Origin of the sequence: Sporolituus thermophilus DSM 23256 (genome assembly GCF_900102435.1) — a bacterium.
Lineage (GTDB): Bacteria > Bacillota > Negativicutes > Sporomusales > Thermosinaceae > Thermosinus > Thermosinus thermophilus.
On the sequence record NZ_FNBU01000003.1, the window covers coordinates 139261 to 156074 of the forward strand.

A 16814-nucleotide genomic window follows, 5' to 3' on the forward strand; every position below is an offset into this window, starting at 1 on the left:
AAATAAGGTATACAATTTTTAGGGCCTAACCATGCGGGCAGGCCCACAGGCACTTTTATAGGAGGATTTCTTCATGGCAAAATATATTTTTGTTACCGGGGGGGTAGTGTCTTCGCTCGGCAAAGGCATTACGGCTGCGTCGCTGGGCCGGCTGCTCAAAAACCGGGGCCTGAAAGTCACGATACAGAAGTTTGACCCGTATATCAATATTGACCCCGGAACCATGAGCCCTTATCAGCATGGTGAAGTATTTGTTACCGAAGACGGCGGCGAAACCGACCTGGACCTGGGGCACTACGAGCGCTTTATTGACATAAATTTAAGCAAGAGTTCCAATGTGACGGCTGGCAAAGTTTACTGGTCGGTCATCAGCAAGGAGCGCAAGGGTGATTATCTAGGCAGCACCGTCCAGGTTATTCCCCATATTACGAATGAGATTAAAGAGCGCATTTACCGGGTAGGCAAGGAAGATAACGCCGACATTGTTATTACCGAAATCGGCGGCACGGTTGGCGATATCGAAAGTCTCCCGTTCCTTGAGGCCATCCGCCAGGTCAGGAAGGAAGTGGGGCGCAACGACGTCCTCTACATCCATGTTACGCTGGTCCCCTATATTTCGGCGGCCGGCGAGCTCAAGACCAAGCCGACGCAGCACAGCGTGAAAGAGCTGCGTAGCATTGGCATTCATCCCGACATTATCGTCTGCCGCACTGAGCACGAATTGTCGCAGGAACTTAAGGAAAAATTGGCCTTATTCTGCGACATTGACGTTAACGCCGTTATTCAAAACCGTAATGCCGCCAGCATTTACCAGGTACCGCTTTTGCTGGAGGAAGAGGGCCTCGACCGCATTGTGCTGGAAAAGCTCAATCTGCCGGCGGGGACGGCCGACATGACCGAGTGGCGGAAAATGGTGGACAAGATTTTGTATCCGTCCAAATCCGTGCGCATCGCCATTGTCGGTAAGTATGTCCAGCTGCAGGATGCCTATATGAGCGTGTCCGAGGCGCTGCGCCACGCCGGGATCGCCAACGATGCGGCCATCCAGATCAAATGGGTTAATGCCGAGGAAGTGGAAGGCTCAGACGCCGACCTGGCGGCTCTTCTTGGCGACGTAGATGGTATTCTGGTGCCCGGCGGTTTTGGCGACCGCGGCGTGGAAGGCAAAATCCGCACCATTCAATACGCCCGGGAACACAAAGTGCCTTTCTTCGGCCTATGTTTGGGCATGCAGTGTGCCGTCATTGAATTTGCCCGCAATGTGTGCGGGCTTAAAGGCGCTCATTCCAGCGAGTTCGATCCCAATACGCCCCATCCTGTTATCGACCTGATGCCCGAGCAAGTCGCCGTCGAGGAAAAGGGCGGTACGATGCGCTTAGGCGTATACCCCTGTAAAGTTGCCGAAGGGACTTTAACCTACAAGGCCTATCAGGATGAAATTATTTATGAGCGGCACCGCCACCGCTTTGAATTCAATAACGCCTACCGCCAGCTTTTGACCGAGCATGGTCTGGTTATTGGCGGCACCTTGCCGAACGGCCGACTGGTGGAAATTATCGAGATTAAAGACCATCCCTGGTTTGTCGGCACCCAGTTCCACCCTGAATTCAAGTCCCGGCCGACCAATCCGCATCCGCTGTTCCGCGATTTCGTGAAAGCGGCCCTGACGTACAAAGAAGCGAAACAGTAATCGTCGCACCAAGAATTCACTGTTGGGTTAACCAACAGTTCTTTTTTTAATACTAACTTTGTATGCTAAAAACTGACCGAGGAGGATGCCAATGTTCAAACGGACAGTCATGTATGTTATCGCCGCCGTCGTGCTTGTCTCGCTCGCTGGGGCGGCCGTTATCTTTCCGGGGCTGAAAACCAAAGGCGGCGCCGCCCAGGGCAAAGTTGCCGTTATCTATATCGACGGCGTTATCATCGGGGGGCGGGGGCAAAGCGCCTTGCTAGCCGAGTACGGAGGCACCGACGTTATCATGCGCCAGCTGCACGAAGCGCGGGATGATGCCGCGGTGCGCGCCGTGGTATTACGCATCAACAGCCCCGGCGGCAGTGCGCCGGCGTCGCAAGAAGTGGGCGAGGAAGTGAAAAAGCTGCGGGCGGCCGGCAAGATTGTCGTAACCTCGATGGGGGACGTGGCGGCCTCGGGCGGGTACTGGATCGCCGCCCTGACTGACAAAATTTACGCCAACCCGGCCACGATGACCGGCAGCATCGGCGTATATATCCCCTATGCCAATTGGGAAGAACTTTACCGCAAAATCGGCATCCGCCAGGAAAAAATCAAAAGCGGCCCGCATAAAGATATTTTGTCGCCGGAACGGTCCATGACCGGGGAAGAGCGAGCCATCATTCAGGCGATGGTCGATGACATGTATAATCAATTTGTGGCCGTCGTGGCCGAAGGACGGAAAATGGATCCGGCCCGCGTGCGGCAGTTGGCCGATGGGCGTATTTACACCGGCAATCAGGCCAAAGAACTGGGGCTGGTAGATGAGCTGGGCAACTTGTACGACGCCATTGATGGCGCCGCCCGGCTGGCCGGCATCAATGGCAAACCACAGGTCATTGAATATGGCAAGCATACCCCCTGGGATTATCTCTTGAGTCTACGGGCGCCCACCCTGCTGGAAAAAGTGCTGCAGCAGCCGCACAACCAGCTGCCGCTCACGGCGCCGCTGGCGCTGCCGGAAAAATGGTAGGAGGCGACAAAGATGGGCCAGTTGTTGGAAACACTTTATGACGTGCTCTTTCATCCAACGGCGGCGATGCGTCGGGTGGCCAGCGAAAAGCGCGTCGGCCAGGCCGTCCTCGTTTTTCTTGTCAGCGTGCTGCTGCCGGTGTGGGGGCTCTATTTCGGCCTCAAAGCGGCCGGTATGCCACAGACCATCAGCGTTGTGGTGCTTTTTCAGCTCTTGGGCAGCTTGCTCTTATGGGTTATAGGCGCTGGCCTTTTGCACCTCATCGCCGAATTTTTTGGCGGCCGCGGCTCGGCGCTCGGCCTGTTCGCCGCCTTAGGCTTTGCCCAGTTTCCCCGCATCTTTATTGTTCCCCTCTGGGTGCTGGCGGCGCTGCTGCCGGACGGTGCGCGGCCGCTGGCTATGGCCGCTTCGGCTCTTTTCATCCTCTTTTGGATCCTTGCCCTCCATGTGGTGGCGATTAAAGGCGCCCATGCCCTGGGCGGAGCCAAAGCCGCGCTCGTGCTGGCCATTCCTTTTCTGGCCGCTATGGCGATTGTTGCCATGATTGTCATCTTTGTCAGTGCTGTGGCTATGCGCTGGCCGCTTTTTTATTGAAAAACTTTTCTAACCGCGGAGAGCGCAGAGGCGCGATATTTATCGCGCTAAAGATTAAAAATATCCCCTCCGCGTCCTCCGCGGTTCCTTATATTTCCTATTTTGAAGTTATCGGTTTTCAGGCTAGACTTCAATGTTTTCATGTTTTTGTGATGACGTTTATGTCATGAACATCTCTGCGGTTCCAGTTGCCGCGATTTATTGGCATGATTATCTTTGTGGAAATTTTGGTGAAAAACATGACTATTAGTAAAAAGACGAGCATATTTATTACTGTAATGGTTGTCATCCTGCTGGTTGGCGGCTGCGCCGGCGAGCCGCCGCTGCCGCCGGCAGCCGGCCTTACGCCCCTTGAACCGGGAGCGCTGGCCGAGTGGCCGGGGGCTATACGCCAGCAGGGCGACGGTAATGTGGTGCGGGTCGTGACCGGTCCCGTCCTAGGCGCGGTTAAAGCGCTGGAACTGGCAGCCGGCGGGCAGGGAACGGTCGAATATGGGCAAGACGTTCCTGCCGGCCCTGATGTCGTTGCCCAGCTGCGTCTGCAGTTTCTGTCGACCCAGGGGACAGGCCGGGTCCAAATCAGCGCCCTCGACGACCAGGGCAACACCGTTGGCGCGGTTGGCTGGGTCGTGACCGGTCCGCTGCCTCCGGCGCAAGCAGGCGTAATATGGCTGGACAAACGGCAAAGCGCCAACTACAAAGGTGACTGGCTTACCGCCGAATATCATGTCCAAGATTTATTGGCCGAATTGGCGCCGGCGATTAAGCCGGGCGAAGTCCGGCGCTACCGTCTGAGCGTCCAGGCCGGTCAAGGCCAGCATGTGCTTGTCACCAAACTGCAGTTCGGCCGCGATACCGTAAGAGTCCTGGCCGTATCGGCGCCGGCCGGCCAGCTCGAGGCCGCGCTGGGAGAGACCGTGCGGGTCGAGATAGGTCTGCGCAATACCGGCAGCCAGCCGCTGCGTGACCTGGCGGTGGAACTGGTCGAACCCTATGGCTTTGGCCTGGTCCTGTTGACGCCAAAAACCCGGACGGTAGCCGAACTTGCTCCTGGTCAAGAGGTGCCTCTTGTCTGGCAAGTGCGGGCCCAGCGGCCCCATGCCGTTAACTTAGGCCGGCCTTGGCCAGTGCGCTTTGCCGTCAACGGGACGCCGCTCGCCGCCGAAATCGCGGTACGGGTGCAAGACACTCGTCCCGGTAAAGTATTTTACGTTATGACCGAAGACCTGGAAGCCATTGATGCTGCCGGTTATCCCAAAGCCTGGGGCAACGGCAACGGCTGGCTGGAACCGGCGGAAGTGCTGACCCAAATGGTGGGCAAAGCGGAAAAGCTCAATGCCGTGGCCGAAACCTACGGCGCCAAGTGGACCCATTATATTGCCTGGCCCCTGGTGAAGGCCGCCCAGTGGGCTGACAGCCAGTCAACTACCGGCCGGTGGGGACAGGTCGCGGCCGCTCTCCGTCAGTCGGTGCAGGAACAAGCCAAGCGCGGCCATGAGTACGGTATTCATCTCCATCTTGACTATGATCCGCACCTGCCCGGCAATGTGCTTTCCTACAACCCTGCTGTGGACGGATTGTGGGCCAACCACCTCCGCCATGGCTGGGCCCACAGCCTGGCGGAAGAAGGTGATTTTGACGCCTATAACAGCCGTACCGGCACGCTGTATACGTACCAGCGGATTCTGGACGAACTAGCCGCTGATTCCGGCCAGGGCCAGCTTATCACCGCCCGCGTCGGCTCGTTCGATTTCGGTGACGGGCCGGCGGATGAGGCCATGAGCACCCGCGTTTACCGCAAGGTAGGCTTGTGGGGGACAAGTGATGCCGACGGCAATGCCGGCGGGATAACGGCCGGCGCTTATGGCGGGGAAATCTATTTTGCCCGGCCTGATGACATCAACTGGCCGGCGGAGCGTCTCGACGCCGTCGCTCTTGTCGAGTTCAGGCCTACGCCGCGCCAGTTCATCAACTATGATGCCCAAAGTGCCGCCGTCATGAACAGCCTGGCTAAACAGGGCATGGATTTTTTCCTTGCTGATGGCCAGGTGAAACCGGGGGTGCACGCTATTGTCGGCTTCACCCACGCGATGTTCGTCATGGGGAGTGGTGACTGGCAGAGTTTGGAAGGCGGCCAATTTGACGCGATCGGCGAACACCTCCGTTACCTGAAACAGGAGTATGTTGACCGCGGCCTGCTCCAGTTTGCCACCGCCGGTGAATTGGTGCGGGCGTACCTTGATTATTATGCGCCGGCGCCGGTTGCGCTGTACGGGGCGCGGGTGGCCCACACGGCCAATGTCTCGGAGTATGCCGTGGACATTCTTGGCCGTGATATTCCGATTGACAACGAGCATCCCCATCGGGTCAGTGTGAAATATCCGCTGTATTTGCGCGACAGCGCTTACCGCATTGCCGTGCTCAAAAACGGCGAAGAAATCTACAGCACCTGGGGGCTGCCTACGCCTTACAACGACATCGTTTTTACCGTTAACGACAGAACCGCGAAATACACTTTAAAAGTTTACCATAATAAATATTTATTTAAACTAGTCCAAGCACTGCGGACTGTAAAAGCAAAAATATTTATTTTTTAAATAAAGAATATTATTTAAATAGTGAGAAAATGCCGTAAATTACCAATTATTAGCAGGATATTTGTCACTGGGTGCGAATATACACGTAATTAGGTGTAATATTTTGATTGCGGGGGATATTAAATGGTTAAAGCTACCGTTCTGGTTATCGATGATCAGCCTGGTATCCGGCGGCTTTTGACGGAAGTGCTGGCGGAGGAAGGATATGCTGTATATACCTCGGCAAACGGTTATGAAGGTATCGCCATGGCGAAGGAAATTAAGCCCGCTTTGACCCTGATGGACATGAAAATGCCTGGAATGGACGGCATTGAAACTTTGCGGGAGATGAAGCGTCTCGGTCTTGGGGAAAAGGTGCTGATGATGACGGCTTATGGCGAACTCGACCTGGTGAATCAGGCCCGTGAGATGGGTGCCTATGGGTATATTACCAAGCCTTTTGACATCATCGCCTTATGTCAAATGATCCGTGAAATTGCCGGTTCGGCTGATTCCCGCCGATTAATGATTGGATAGCATGCACCCGGTTGGACCGGGTGTTTTCCTTTTGCGGCCGTGGTAGCCAAGACTGGCTCGCTAGGCAGGAATTTTTTTACTTTATGGCGAAGTGTTCCCCTGAAGAAGGGGGATAGGTATGGTTTGCAGCAGTAAGTCTACTCTTGCCTTGCACTGTCCGCGGTGTGGCAACATCCAAATGCATGAGTTCAGCCGGTTCACCATCCGTCAGGCGCACCGGCAGCGCTTGGTCTGCAGCTGCGGACATGTGCAAGCGATCGTAGCCAGCACCTGTCGCCGCCAATACTTGTTTGAAATTCCTTGCATTGTCTGCGGGACAAGCCATATTGTCGCTATCGACGGCAAGCGTTTTTGGCGAGCCAGAGCGGATAAAATCTATTGTGCCCAGGAAAACTTAGAGTTAGGTCTGGTTGGTGACCGTCGACAGATTGAAGAAACCATCCGGTGCGACCGGGCGGAAGTTGCCAATTTGCTTGGCAGTGACGATGGAGAAAATATTAAAAATCCACCGGTTATGTTTCAAATCCTCAATCTTGTTCATGATCTGGCAGCCAGAGGCGGGATACACTGCCAGTGCACGAATGCGGTCCTTGAAGCCGACATTCTTGCCGACCGGATTGTGCTGAAATGTATAAATTGCGGCGCCCGTCAGGTTATTGGCGCCGGCAGCCAGGCTGACCTTGAACAAGCTAGCGCCATGGCGGCCATCGAATTGACGCGCCAGCGCCGCCGGCGTCATAAAGCGAATAACCGCAGGAGCAGCGAGGAGGTACTTACGTGAAGTTTTTTCTCGATACAGCAAATATCACCGAAATCAAGGAGGCCCTGGCCCTCGGCGTAGTGGCCGGCGTTACGACCAATCCTTCCTTAATTGCCAAGGAAAAGCAGGATGTCAAGGCGGTTATCCAAGAAATCGCCCGCCTTGTTCCCGGACCGGTAAGCGCCGAAGTTATCGGCGTCACCTTTGCCGAAATGGTGGCGGAAGCGCGCGAGCTGGCCAAACTCGGGGATAATGTGGTAATCAAAGTGCCGATTACGGCTGACGGTTTGAAAACGGTAGCCGCGCTGACTGCCGAGGGGATTAAGACCAATGTCACGCTTATTTTTTCCGCCAATCAGGCCCTGCTGGCCGCACGGGCCGGCGCCACTTATGTCAGTCCGTTCGTGGGCCGGCTGGACGATATCGGTCATGACGGCATGAAATTGGTGAAGGATACGACCGACATTTTTGCTATTCATGGCATTGAGACAGAAGTTATTGCCGCCAGCATTCGTCACCCCCTGCATGTTACCCAGGCGGCTTTGGCGGGCGCCCATATCGCCACCGTACCGTATAAAGTGCTGCTGGCGCTCGTAAATCACCCGTTGACCGATGCGGGTATTGCGCGGTTTCTTGCAGATTGGCGCAAAGCTAGGCAATAATGTTGACTTAAAAAGGAGATGAAATAAGAAAATGGATCGTGAACTAGCCCTGGAATTTGTGCGGGTTACCGAAGCGGCGGCCATCGCCTGCGGGCGCTGGATGGGCAAAGGCGATAAAATTGCCGCCGACCAGGCTGCCGTTGACGCCATGCGGCAGGCCTTTGACAGTGTAAGCATCAGCGGCACCGTGGTTATTGGCGAAGGCGAGATGGATGAGGCGCCCATGCTGTATATTGGCGAAAAAGTCGGCGCCGGCGGCCTGGAAGTGGACATTGCCGTCGACCCGTTGGAAGGCACTAACCTGGTGGCTAAGGGCCTACCGGGATCAATCGCCGTTATTGCCATCGCGCCCAAAGGCGGGCTGCTGCACGCGCCTGATATGTACATGGACAAAATCGCCGTTGGCCCGGCCGCGGCCGGTAAAATTGATATTAATGCCCCGGTGCGGGAAAACTTAAAAGCCGTTGCCAGCTCGCTCAACCGCAAAGTGGAGGACCTGACGGTCGTTATTCTTGACCGGCCTCGCCACAGCAAAATAATTCAGGAAGTGCGGGAAGCGGGCGCCCGTATTAAACTGATTTCCGACGGCGACGTTTCCCCGGCGATCAACGCCGCCATCGAGGGTACGGGCGTCCATATGCTGCTCGGTATCGGCGGCGCCCCCGAAGGTGTCATTGCTGCCGCCGCCCTTAAATGCCTGGGCGGCGATATGCAGGCTAAACTATGGCCGGAAAATGAGGCTGAGGTGGAGCGGGCCAAACAAATGGGCATTACGGACATTAACAAGGTGCTCACCATCGACGACCTCGTTCATGGTGAAGATGTCATGTTTGCCGCCACCGCCATTACCCAAGGCGATTTGTTGCGCGGCGTTAGCTACTTTGGCGGCGGGGTGCGCACTCACTCGATCGTCATGCGCTACAAAACCGGCACGGTTCGTTTTATTGACGCCATTCACAAACTGGACCGCAAACCGCTGTTCATAAAACGGTCATAATTCATAACAACCTCCTGCGTTGCCAGGAGGTATTTTTATTGTTGCGGTTCCCTGGGTAGTTTGCCAAATGAGGAAAAATAAGGCAGCGCATGCATAAATTGAGGATTGGCGGACAATGCTAACTTACCGAGGTGATAGCATTTGATCCGGCAGATACTAGCTGCCATGTCCGCCCCGTTCGTTTTGGCGGCCGTACTGGCTTTTAGCGTTCTTATCGGCGGTCTGAACCTGGTAGGTCCGGCAGCGGCACAAAAGTTTTCCACCGTGCAGCCGGCGGGTCTTGCTGCGCCAGCTGAACCGCCGGTACCAAAAGCGGCAGCAGAAAAACACCAAAAGCAAATAATTCGTACCCATACGGTAGTGGCGGGCGAAACGCTAAGCGACATCGCCGCCCGTTACGGTGTCGATATCGAGACCCTGCTTGCCGCCAACCCCAATATTAGTGGCGAAACGATTTATCCGGGCGACGAGCTTGTCATTCTGCCCCAAAAAGGGGTGCTGCATACCGTTGATATCGGCGATACGCTCTGGCATCTTGCCAATCTGTACGGCGTCGATGTAGAGCGGATTCGGGAGGCCAATGGCAAACAAAATGATTTTCTCGCCATCGGGGAAAAAGTGTTTATTCCCGGCGGCCGGGTCCGCTACAGCCATGTGGCGGCCCGGGGTGCAAATTTCCGCTTCATCTGGCCGACGCAGGGCGAGATTTCCTCACTCTTCGGTCAGCGTTGGGGCCGGCTTCACACCGGGCTCGACATCGCCAACGACATTGGCACGCCCGTCCGGGCGGCCCGCGCCGGGCGCGTGATTTTTACCGGCTGGAAGGGTGGTTATGGTTACACGGTCATGATTGAGCACGGCGCCGAATACACCACCCTGTATGGCCATCTGGCCGACTATGTGGTGACGCCCGGCCAGTATGTCCAGACCGGCCAGGTTATCGCCTACATGGGTAACACCGGTTACTCCACCGGGCCGCATCTGCACTTTGAGGTCCGCCGCGGCGGCCAGCCAATAAATCCGTTGGCGGTGCTCCCGTAGGGAATAAAGCTGACCGGCGGCGGGAAAACTAACACTACCGGCAATCTACCAGCCAGAGGGAATATGGCCTACGTTATTGCTTGTCTCATGGCCTCGCTTAGCTTTCTGCTTAATAAAGCGCTGCTAAAAACCGTCGGGCCCAAAGCCATTGTCAGTTTCAGTCCGGCCGTGGAAGAAGCGGTAAAGACGCTACCCGCCTATTATCTGTCGGCCGACATCCTGGCTACCCATGTCACATTTGGTTTACTCGAGGCGGTTTATGACTGGCTGCCGAAGCGGAAAAGCAGCGGCAAGGCGGCGCTTTTCAGCCTTATTGGGCATACCCTGTTCGGCCTGGCAACGATTGCTGCCCTGTGGCTTGCCGATAGCGTCTGGATGGCCCTGGCCGCCGGTTTTGCCTGCCATCTTGCCTGGAATGCCGCAGTGGTTACATTCTATGCGCCACGGGAAGGAAGCGGTGGACAATGAAGATTTTTTACACCTGCGACTATTGCGGGCAGGCTATCGACACCATTGAGGTAAACCAAGTAGACGAAGCAAGGTTTGGCTTTGACTGTTTGACGGCCGAGGAACGGGAAACATTAGTCCGCGTTGATCCGCTGACCCAGGCTATGTATGTACAGTCGCTCTGTGACGCCTGTATTGAAACATTGGGCCTTGATGATGGCGATTTGCCGGCCGCACGGCATATCTGGCCGGTGCACTAAGAAAAAGAGGCAGGAAATGCTCCTGCCTCTTCTAAATTTCATCAATCATAAGAAACGCCGCGTTGCAGGTCATCAGCCGCGAAAGTGTCGACGCCTACCTCATACTTCATTTCCGCTTTGCGCTGCCCGTCGCGGTCGGTTTCGCCAATCAGGTCGGGGTAGCCGGCAGAGGATTTGCCATCAATGTTTTTGCCGTTCCAGAAACGGTATACGCGGGTTTTGTCATCGGCCAAAATAATCACCTCCCTGCGCATAGTTTTTCCGGATTTGCGGACGGCAATTAGGAAAAATTTTAATCGAAACAGCGGCCTGTTTGGCCGTAAGCGAGGCCGGGCCCTTTTGACGTCGGCCGAGGGATATGGTATTGTTAAAAGGAACATGATAGAACTAACGCCTGTTGGTTCCGGTCTGGCAAGGACAGCCCCGCCGGTCAAGCAACAGGCTAGGCGTGTTTTCCGAGCAAAGAGGTGTGAGCATGCAACCACTATTCGACGCGATCCAGACCGACAAGGCCTTGCAGCAGGCCTTGGCCGCCTGCACTGCGGCCAACAAGGCTAGCCTGATCTACGGCTTGACGGGAACGCAAAAGAGTGTTCTCCTCGCAGCCGCTTACAATAAAAAACCGCGTGCCACGTTTATTATCACCGTCTCCGGGGAGAGTATCGACCAGCTTAAGAGCGATTTAGCCACGCTACTGCCGACAGCGCCGGTCTTAGAGCTGCCAGCCCTTGACCTTGTCACTTTTTCAGCCGCGGCCAAAAGCCTGGAACTAACGGCCCGGCGGCTGGATATTTACAGCCGCCTGCTGGGCGGGGAGCCGGTCATTGTCCTCGCGACGCCCGAAGCCATTATGCAGAAGGCGCCGCCGAAAGAGGAACTGGTAAACAGCCGCGTCAGCCTGGTTGCCGGCGGCATAGTTCAGCTCGAAAAACTGTTGGCAACCCTGGTGCGCTTTGGCTACGAACGGGTCGACCAGGTCGATAATGTTGGCCAGTTCAGCGCCCGGGGCGGCATTATCGATATTTTCCCGCTTAATCGCCCCAATCCGCTGCGGTTGGAGCTGTTTGGCGATGAAATCGACTCACTTAGGGAATTCGATCCGGCCACCCAGCGGTCGATTGGCGCCGTGGACAAAGCAGACATCATGCCCATCATTGAGCCGGAGTACCGCGGCAGGCGAACTACCGTACTGTCTTACCTTCCGGCCGACGGCTGCGTTGTTTTTGATGAACCGGCCAGGGTGCGGGAAGCTATGACCAAGCTGGTCAAGGAAAACCCGGAAATCAAGCCCCGCGTTTATGCCTGGCCCGATATTGCCGCCGCCGCGCAAGGCTTCAATATTGTCTATCTGTCGCTGCTTCTCCAGAAAACGCCATACACCGAACCGGGCGAGATTCACAGCATCACCGCTAAGGGCATCGCCCCGTTTCACCGACAGATGGAGATGCTTGTTGACGAGCTTAAAGCATGGCGTGACCGCAAGCTGCAGGCCGTTATTTTCATGACCAACCGTGACAAGGCGGTGCATTTGCAGCAGAATCTGACGCAGGAAGGCGTCAGCGCGGTCTTTAGCGAGCAGCTGACTACCCTTGTTCCCGGCACGGTCATGATTACCGTCGGCGTGCTGGCCGGTGGCTTTGAACTGCCCCATGCCAAACTGGCAGTGCTAACCGAAAAAGAAATCTTCGGCCGCCAGAAAAAAGGCTTGCGCCCCCGCGCCGCCAAAGGGCAGCAGATCACTTATTTCCGCGATCTCAAGGTCGGCGACTATGTGGTCCATGTCAACCACGGCATTGGCAAGTATGCCGGTGTCGAGACGCTGGAAGTCGGGGGCGTGCACCGCGATTATTTTCTTATCCGTTACGCCGGTGAAGACAAAATTTACGTGCCTACCGACCAGGTACACCTACTGCAGAAATACATTGGCGCCGAAGGCGAAGTGCCGCGGCTTCACCGGATGGGCGGCACCGAGTGGCAGAAGGCGACGAGCCGGGCCAAAGCGGCCGTAGCCGACTTGGCTAAGGAACTTATTGCCCTCTATGCCGCGCGCCAGGTGACGCCAGGCTTTGCTTTCGAGCCCGATACACCGTGGCAGAAGGAATTTGAAGAAGCATTTCCTTATGAGGAAACACCTGACCAACTGCAGGCCATTAGCGAAATCAAACGCGACATGGAAGCGCCGCGCCCGATGGACCGCCTGCTCTGCGGCGACGTCGGTTTTGGCAAGACCGAGGTAGCCATCCGTGCCGCCTTCAAAGCCGTGATGAGTGGCAAACAGGTGGCCGTGCTGGTGCCCACGACCGTTTTAGCCCAGCAGCATTACCAGACGTTCAGCAGCCGCTTTGCCGGTTTTGGCCCGGTGGTCGACGTTATCAGCCGCTTCCGCAGCCCCAAAGAACAAAAAGCCACGCTGGCCAAGGTGCGCGCCGGCCAGGTGGACGTTCTTATCGGCACCCATCGCCTGCTCAATCCCGATGTCCAGTTCAAAGACCTCGGCCTTTTAATCGTGGACGAGGAGCAGCGCTTCGGTGTCGCCCAAAAGGAAAAACTCAAGAAATGGCGCACCAATATTGATGTATTGACATTGAGCGCCACCCCCATTCCGCGCACGCTGCATATGTCGTTGGTCGGCGCCCGCGACATGAGCATTATCGAGACGCCGCCGGAGGAACGCTACCCGGTCCAAACCTATGTCATCGAATACAACGAAGAGGTCGTCCGCGACGCCATCCGCCGCGAACTTAGGCGGGGCGGGCAGGTATATTTTGTCTATAACCGCGTTCAGACCATCGACAAGATGCACAAACGGCTGAGTGAGATTTTGCCGGATGCGCGCATTGGCGTAGCTCACGGGCAAATGAGCGAGGACCGGCTTGAACGGGTGATGCTCGATTTTTATGAGGGAAACTACGATATTTTGGTCTGTACCAGCATCATCGAGAACGGCCTGGATGTGCCCAATGCCAACACCATAATCGTTTATGACGCGGACAAATTCGGCCTGGCCCAGCTCTACCAAATGCGCGGCCGGGTTGGACGCACCCATCGCATGGCCTATGCCTATTTTACCTATCAGCGGGACAAGGTGCTAACCGAGGTGGCGGAAAAGCGCTTGCAGGCCATCAAAGAGTTTGCCGAACTGGGCGCCGGTTTCAAAATTGCCATGCGCGACTTGGAGATCCGTGGCGCCGGTAATATTCTCGGGCCCCAGCAGCACGGCCATATTTTGAGCGTTGGTTTTGAAATGTACTGCCGGCTGCTCGACGAAGCGGTGCAGGAACTCCGTACGGGCAAGGCTATCGAGCCGCCGCCCGAGCCGGTATTGGAGTTCAATGTTGACGCCTACCTCAGCGGTGACTATATCAGTGATGCGATGCACAAAATTGAGGTATACCAACGGATTGCCGCTATTCGCACCGAAGAACATATCAGTGAACTGGTCGATGAGCTGATCGACCGGTTCGGTGAGCCGCCGCAGCCCGTGCAAAATCTGTTTATGGTGGCCCGCGTCAAAAATTACGCCCGGGCGCTGGGCATCCGCTCCATATTTCAGCGGCGCGACCATGTGGAGATCCAGTTTACTGATCGGCCTAATATTGGCGTTGACGACATTATCGCCCTGAAAAGCAGTTACCCTGGCCGCGTGTCCATTCAGCCCGGTCCCCCGCAGACGCTGCGGCTGAAGACGGCGAATCTGACCGAGCCGATTCTTGACTGGCTGGTCAAGGTTTTGCGCCCCCTTACCGAACCGGCCGAAAAAAAGACGGCATTCGCGCCGCTTACTACTGGCGGGGACAATGAATAAAACGCAGAGGCCGGATATATACTATCACTAGACAAATGTCAAAAACTGTAGAAAAGGGGGGATACTGGTGAAAGCGACTGGCATCGTCAGAAGGATTGACGATCTAGGCAGAGTTGTCATTCCGAAGGAAATTAGAAGGACATTACGGATTCGTGAAGGTGATCCATTAGAAATATATGTCGACCGTGAAGGCGAAGTAATTCTTAAGAAATATTCACCAGTTGGCGAATTGGGCGATTTTGCCAAGGAGTACTGCGACTCACTTTATGAAGCTATTGGCCATATCATCATGATCGCCGACAGGGATAACGTAGTTGCGGTCGCTGGGGCGTCAAAGAAAGAATTTCTCGGTAAGCCGCTAGGGCCTGCTGTCGAAAAAGTCATGGAAGAGCGCAAGACGGCGGTTATCAATAATCCCGGTGAATACAAGCACTGCAAAGGATGCGTCACGGATTGCGAAGACGACCAGACCTGCAAGTTCACAGCGCAAGTGATTTCGCCCATTATTGTCGAAGGGGACACCATTGGTGCAGTAATTATCTGTTCCAAGCAACCAGGCGTCCAAATGGGAGAAATGGAAGTTAAACTAGCCGAAACCGCTGCAGGCTTTCTCGCCAAGCAAATGTCTCAATAACAACGCCTTCTTGGTTGGTTTAAGTAGCGGACGCCGTTCGCTACTTTTCTATTGGCCGGCGTTCTTCTGAATGCAAACGCTTTTGCCCGGAAAGTATTTCCCCTAAGGGTGGAATTTTGTTATAATATAAAATGCTTCAAGCGTGAAAGAGTATGCCATGGGTTAACATTCAGGAGAGGACTGACTGGTATTGAGCAAGGATACATTCCTAAAGGGCGCCTTGATTTTAACGGTTGCCGGCATTATCGTCAAAGTTATCGGGTCGGTCAACCGTATTTTATTATCACGGCTACTAGGTGGAGAAGGGATTGGTCTGTACCAAATGGCCTATCCCATTTATCTTTTGGCGCTCAGCATTTCGTCGGCCGGGATTCCGGTAGCGATTTCTATTTTAATTGCCGAGAAGATCGCCCTTGGCGACTATCGCGGCGCTAACCGCGTTTTCCGCATTTCGCTGGCGGTACTGGCGGCAACCGGTATTATTTTTACGTTTTTACTCTACTACGGCGCAAATTGGCTGGTAGAATACCAGTTTGTGCGCGACCCGCGGGCCTACTACGCCATTGCCGCTTTGGCGCCGGCCATCTTTTTTGTCACCATCCTCTCCAGCTACCGCGGCTATTTTCAGGGACTGCAGCTCATGACGCCCACGGCCGTCTCCCAGATTGTGGAACAGCTACTGCGCGTCGTCACCATGATCGTCCTGGCGTATCTGCTGCTGCCCTATGGCCTCGAGTACGCGGCCGCCGGCGCGAGTTTCGGCGCCGGTCCGGGTGCGGCCGCCGGTCTGCTCGTTCTTATCTATTATTACTGGCGCCAGCGGGGTGAATTCCAGCGCAAAATCGCTGCTCAGCCCGATATGCGGCAGGAATCGGGTTTCCGAATCATCACCCGTATCGTCCGTCTGGCCTTGCCGGTATCGCTGGCCAATATCATGCTGCCAGTTGTTTCCAATATTGATCTCCTGATTGTGCCGGCCCGTCTGGAAGTAGCCGGTTATACGGTTGAGCAGGCGACGGAACTTTTCGGCTATCTAACCGGGATGGCGGTGGCCCTTATCAACTTGCCAACCATCCTCACTGCATCGCTGGCGGCCAGTTTAGTGCCGGCCGTGTCCGAAGCCTATACGCTCGGCAACCGGGCGCGCATTTACCAGCGTACGGCAACAGCCATGCGCATTTCCAATCTTATTACCATTCCGGCCTTTGTGGGGATGTGGCTGCTGGCCACGCCCATTTCGCAGATGCTGTACGGCACGCCTAACGCCGGAGTGCCGATTGCCATCCTCTCGGTAGGCATCGTCCTGCTCGGCATCCACCAGGTGACGACAGGGGTGCTGCAGGGCCTTGGGCATACGGCCATTCCCCTTGTTAACATGGTTATTTCGGCGGTGGTAAAAGTCATTATGAGCTGGACGTTGACCGCCATGCCATCCCTGGGGATAAAAGGCGCCGCCTGGGCGACGGTAGCCGACTTCGGTGTTGCCGCCCTGCTCAATATGTATTTTGTTTATCGCTATGTAGGCTTCAGCCTTGACTGGAAAGACACGTTTAAAACAGCGGCGGCGACAGCCGTCATGGGCGGCATTGTGCTCTTGACTTATGACGCCGTTATGACCAAAACCTTTAGCAATACGCTGGCCACGTTGGCGGCCATTGCTGCGGGCGGCGCCGTGTACGGCATTGTCCTCTTACTGGTAGGCGGCGTCAGCGAACGGGACGTCCAGCGCATTCCGCGGGTAGGACCTGATTTAGTCCGCCTGCTACGCACATTCCGATTGTTGAGGCGATAAT

15 protein-coding genes are annotated in these 16814 nt (G+C 55.6%); 14 read left to right on the forward strand and 1 reads right to left on the reverse strand.

Annotated elements, in window-relative coordinates:
* The first annotated feature begins 73 nt into the window (after positions 1-73).
* The 11 genes from BLQ99_RS03185 to BLQ99_RS03235 all read left to right on the forward strand — a co-directional run bounded on the left by BLQ99_RS03185 (position 74) and on the right by BLQ99_RS03235 (position 10582).
* A complete protein-coding gene (locus tag BLQ99_RS03185) occupies positions 74-1690 on the forward strand; it encodes a CTP synthase (protein WP_093688073.1) in 1617 nt (538 codons plus the stop codon).
* A 91-nt stretch (positions 1691-1781) separates the two neighbouring features.
* Positions 1782-2708 carry a signal peptide peptidase SppA gene (gene sppA, locus BLQ99_RS03190; protein ID WP_093688075.1) on the forward strand — a complete coding sequence of 309 codons (927 nt, stop codon included), beginning with the start codon at positions 1782-1784 and terminating at the stop codon, positions 2706-2708.
* A 12-nt stretch (positions 2709-2720) separates the two neighbouring features.
* Positions 2721-3302, forward strand: coding sequence for a Yip1 family protein (locus BLQ99_RS03195; RefSeq protein WP_093688077.1), 582 nt, complete (start codon positions 2721-2723; stop codon positions 3300-3302).
* Positions 3303-3541: 239 nt separating this feature from the next.
* Positions 3542-5899, forward strand: a complete 2358-nt coding sequence (locus BLQ99_RS03200) for a hypothetical protein (RefSeq protein WP_093688196.1) — start codon at positions 3542-3544, stop codon at positions 5897-5899.
* Positions 5900-6022: 123 nt separating this feature from the next.
* Positions 6023-6415, forward strand: a complete 393-nt coding sequence (locus BLQ99_RS03205; protein WP_093688079.1) for a response regulator — start codon at positions 6023-6025, stop codon at positions 6413-6415.
* A gap of 118 nt (positions 6416-6533) precedes the next feature.
* Positions 6534-7196 carry a hypothetical protein gene (locus BLQ99_RS03210; protein WP_093688081.1) on the forward strand — a complete coding sequence of 221 codons (663 nt, stop codon included), beginning with the start codon at positions 6534-6536 and terminating at the stop codon, positions 7194-7196.
* Positions 7193-7837, forward strand: coding sequence for a fructose-6-phosphate aldolase (gene fsa, locus BLQ99_RS03215; protein ID WP_093688083.1), 645 nt, complete (start codon positions 7193-7195; stop codon positions 7835-7837). Before BLQ99_RS03210 ends, fsa begins: the two co-directional genes overlap by 4 nt.
* A 31-nt stretch (positions 7838-7868) precedes the next feature.
* Positions 7869-8834 (forward strand): class II fructose-bisphosphatase, encoded by a 966-nt coding sequence (gene glpX / locus BLQ99_RS03220; RefSeq protein WP_093688085.1) that lies wholly within the window; start codon positions 7869-7871, stop codon positions 8832-8834.
* 141 nt (positions 8835-8975) lie between these two features.
* Positions 8976-9875, forward strand: a complete 900-nt coding sequence (locus BLQ99_RS03225) for a M23 family metallopeptidase (protein WP_093688087.1) — start codon at positions 8976-8978, stop codon at positions 9873-9875.
* Positions 9876-9938: 63 nt separating this feature from the next.
* Positions 9939-10343 (forward strand): hypothetical protein, encoded by a 405-nt coding sequence (locus tag BLQ99_RS03230; protein WP_093688089.1) that lies wholly within the window; start codon positions 9939-9941, stop codon positions 10341-10343.
* On the forward strand, positions 10340-10582 hold the full coding sequence (locus BLQ99_RS03235; protein WP_093688091.1) for an anti-sigma-F factor Fin: 243 nt from the start codon (positions 10340-10342) through the stop codon (positions 10580-10582). Before BLQ99_RS03230 ends, BLQ99_RS03235 begins: the two co-directional genes overlap by 4 nt.
* 41 nt (positions 10583-10623) lie before the next feature.
* Here the strand turns inward: BLQ99_RS03235 and BLQ99_RS14720 are convergent, their stop codons facing one another.
* Positions 10624-10815 carry a hypothetical protein gene (locus BLQ99_RS14720; RefSeq protein WP_143005860.1) on the reverse strand — a complete coding sequence of 64 codons (192 nt, stop codon included), beginning with the start codon at positions 10813-10815 and terminating at the stop codon, positions 10624-10626.
* Positions 10816-11057: 242 nt separating this feature from the next.
* Here BLQ99_RS14720 and mfd point away from each other — a divergent pair, with 242 nt between their 5' ends.
* From mfd to BLQ99_RS03255, 3 genes are all read left to right on the forward strand, one after another.
* Complete coding sequence (gene mfd / locus BLQ99_RS03245; protein ID WP_093688095.1) at positions 11058-14387, forward strand: transcription-repair coupling factor; 3330 nt, start codon at positions 11058-11060, stop codon at positions 14385-14387.
* A gap of 67 nt (positions 14388-14454) precedes the next feature.
* Complete coding sequence (gene spoVT / locus BLQ99_RS03250; RefSeq protein ID WP_093688097.1) at positions 14455-15021, forward strand: stage V sporulation protein T; 567 nt, start codon at positions 14455-14457, stop codon at positions 15019-15021.
* A gap of 190 nt (positions 15022-15211) precedes the next feature.
* Entirely contained in the window at positions 15212-16813 is a 1602-nt protein-coding gene (locus BLQ99_RS03255) for a putative polysaccharide biosynthesis protein (protein WP_093688099.1), read from the forward strand.
* The last annotated feature ends 1 nt before the right edge of the window (position 16814 follow it).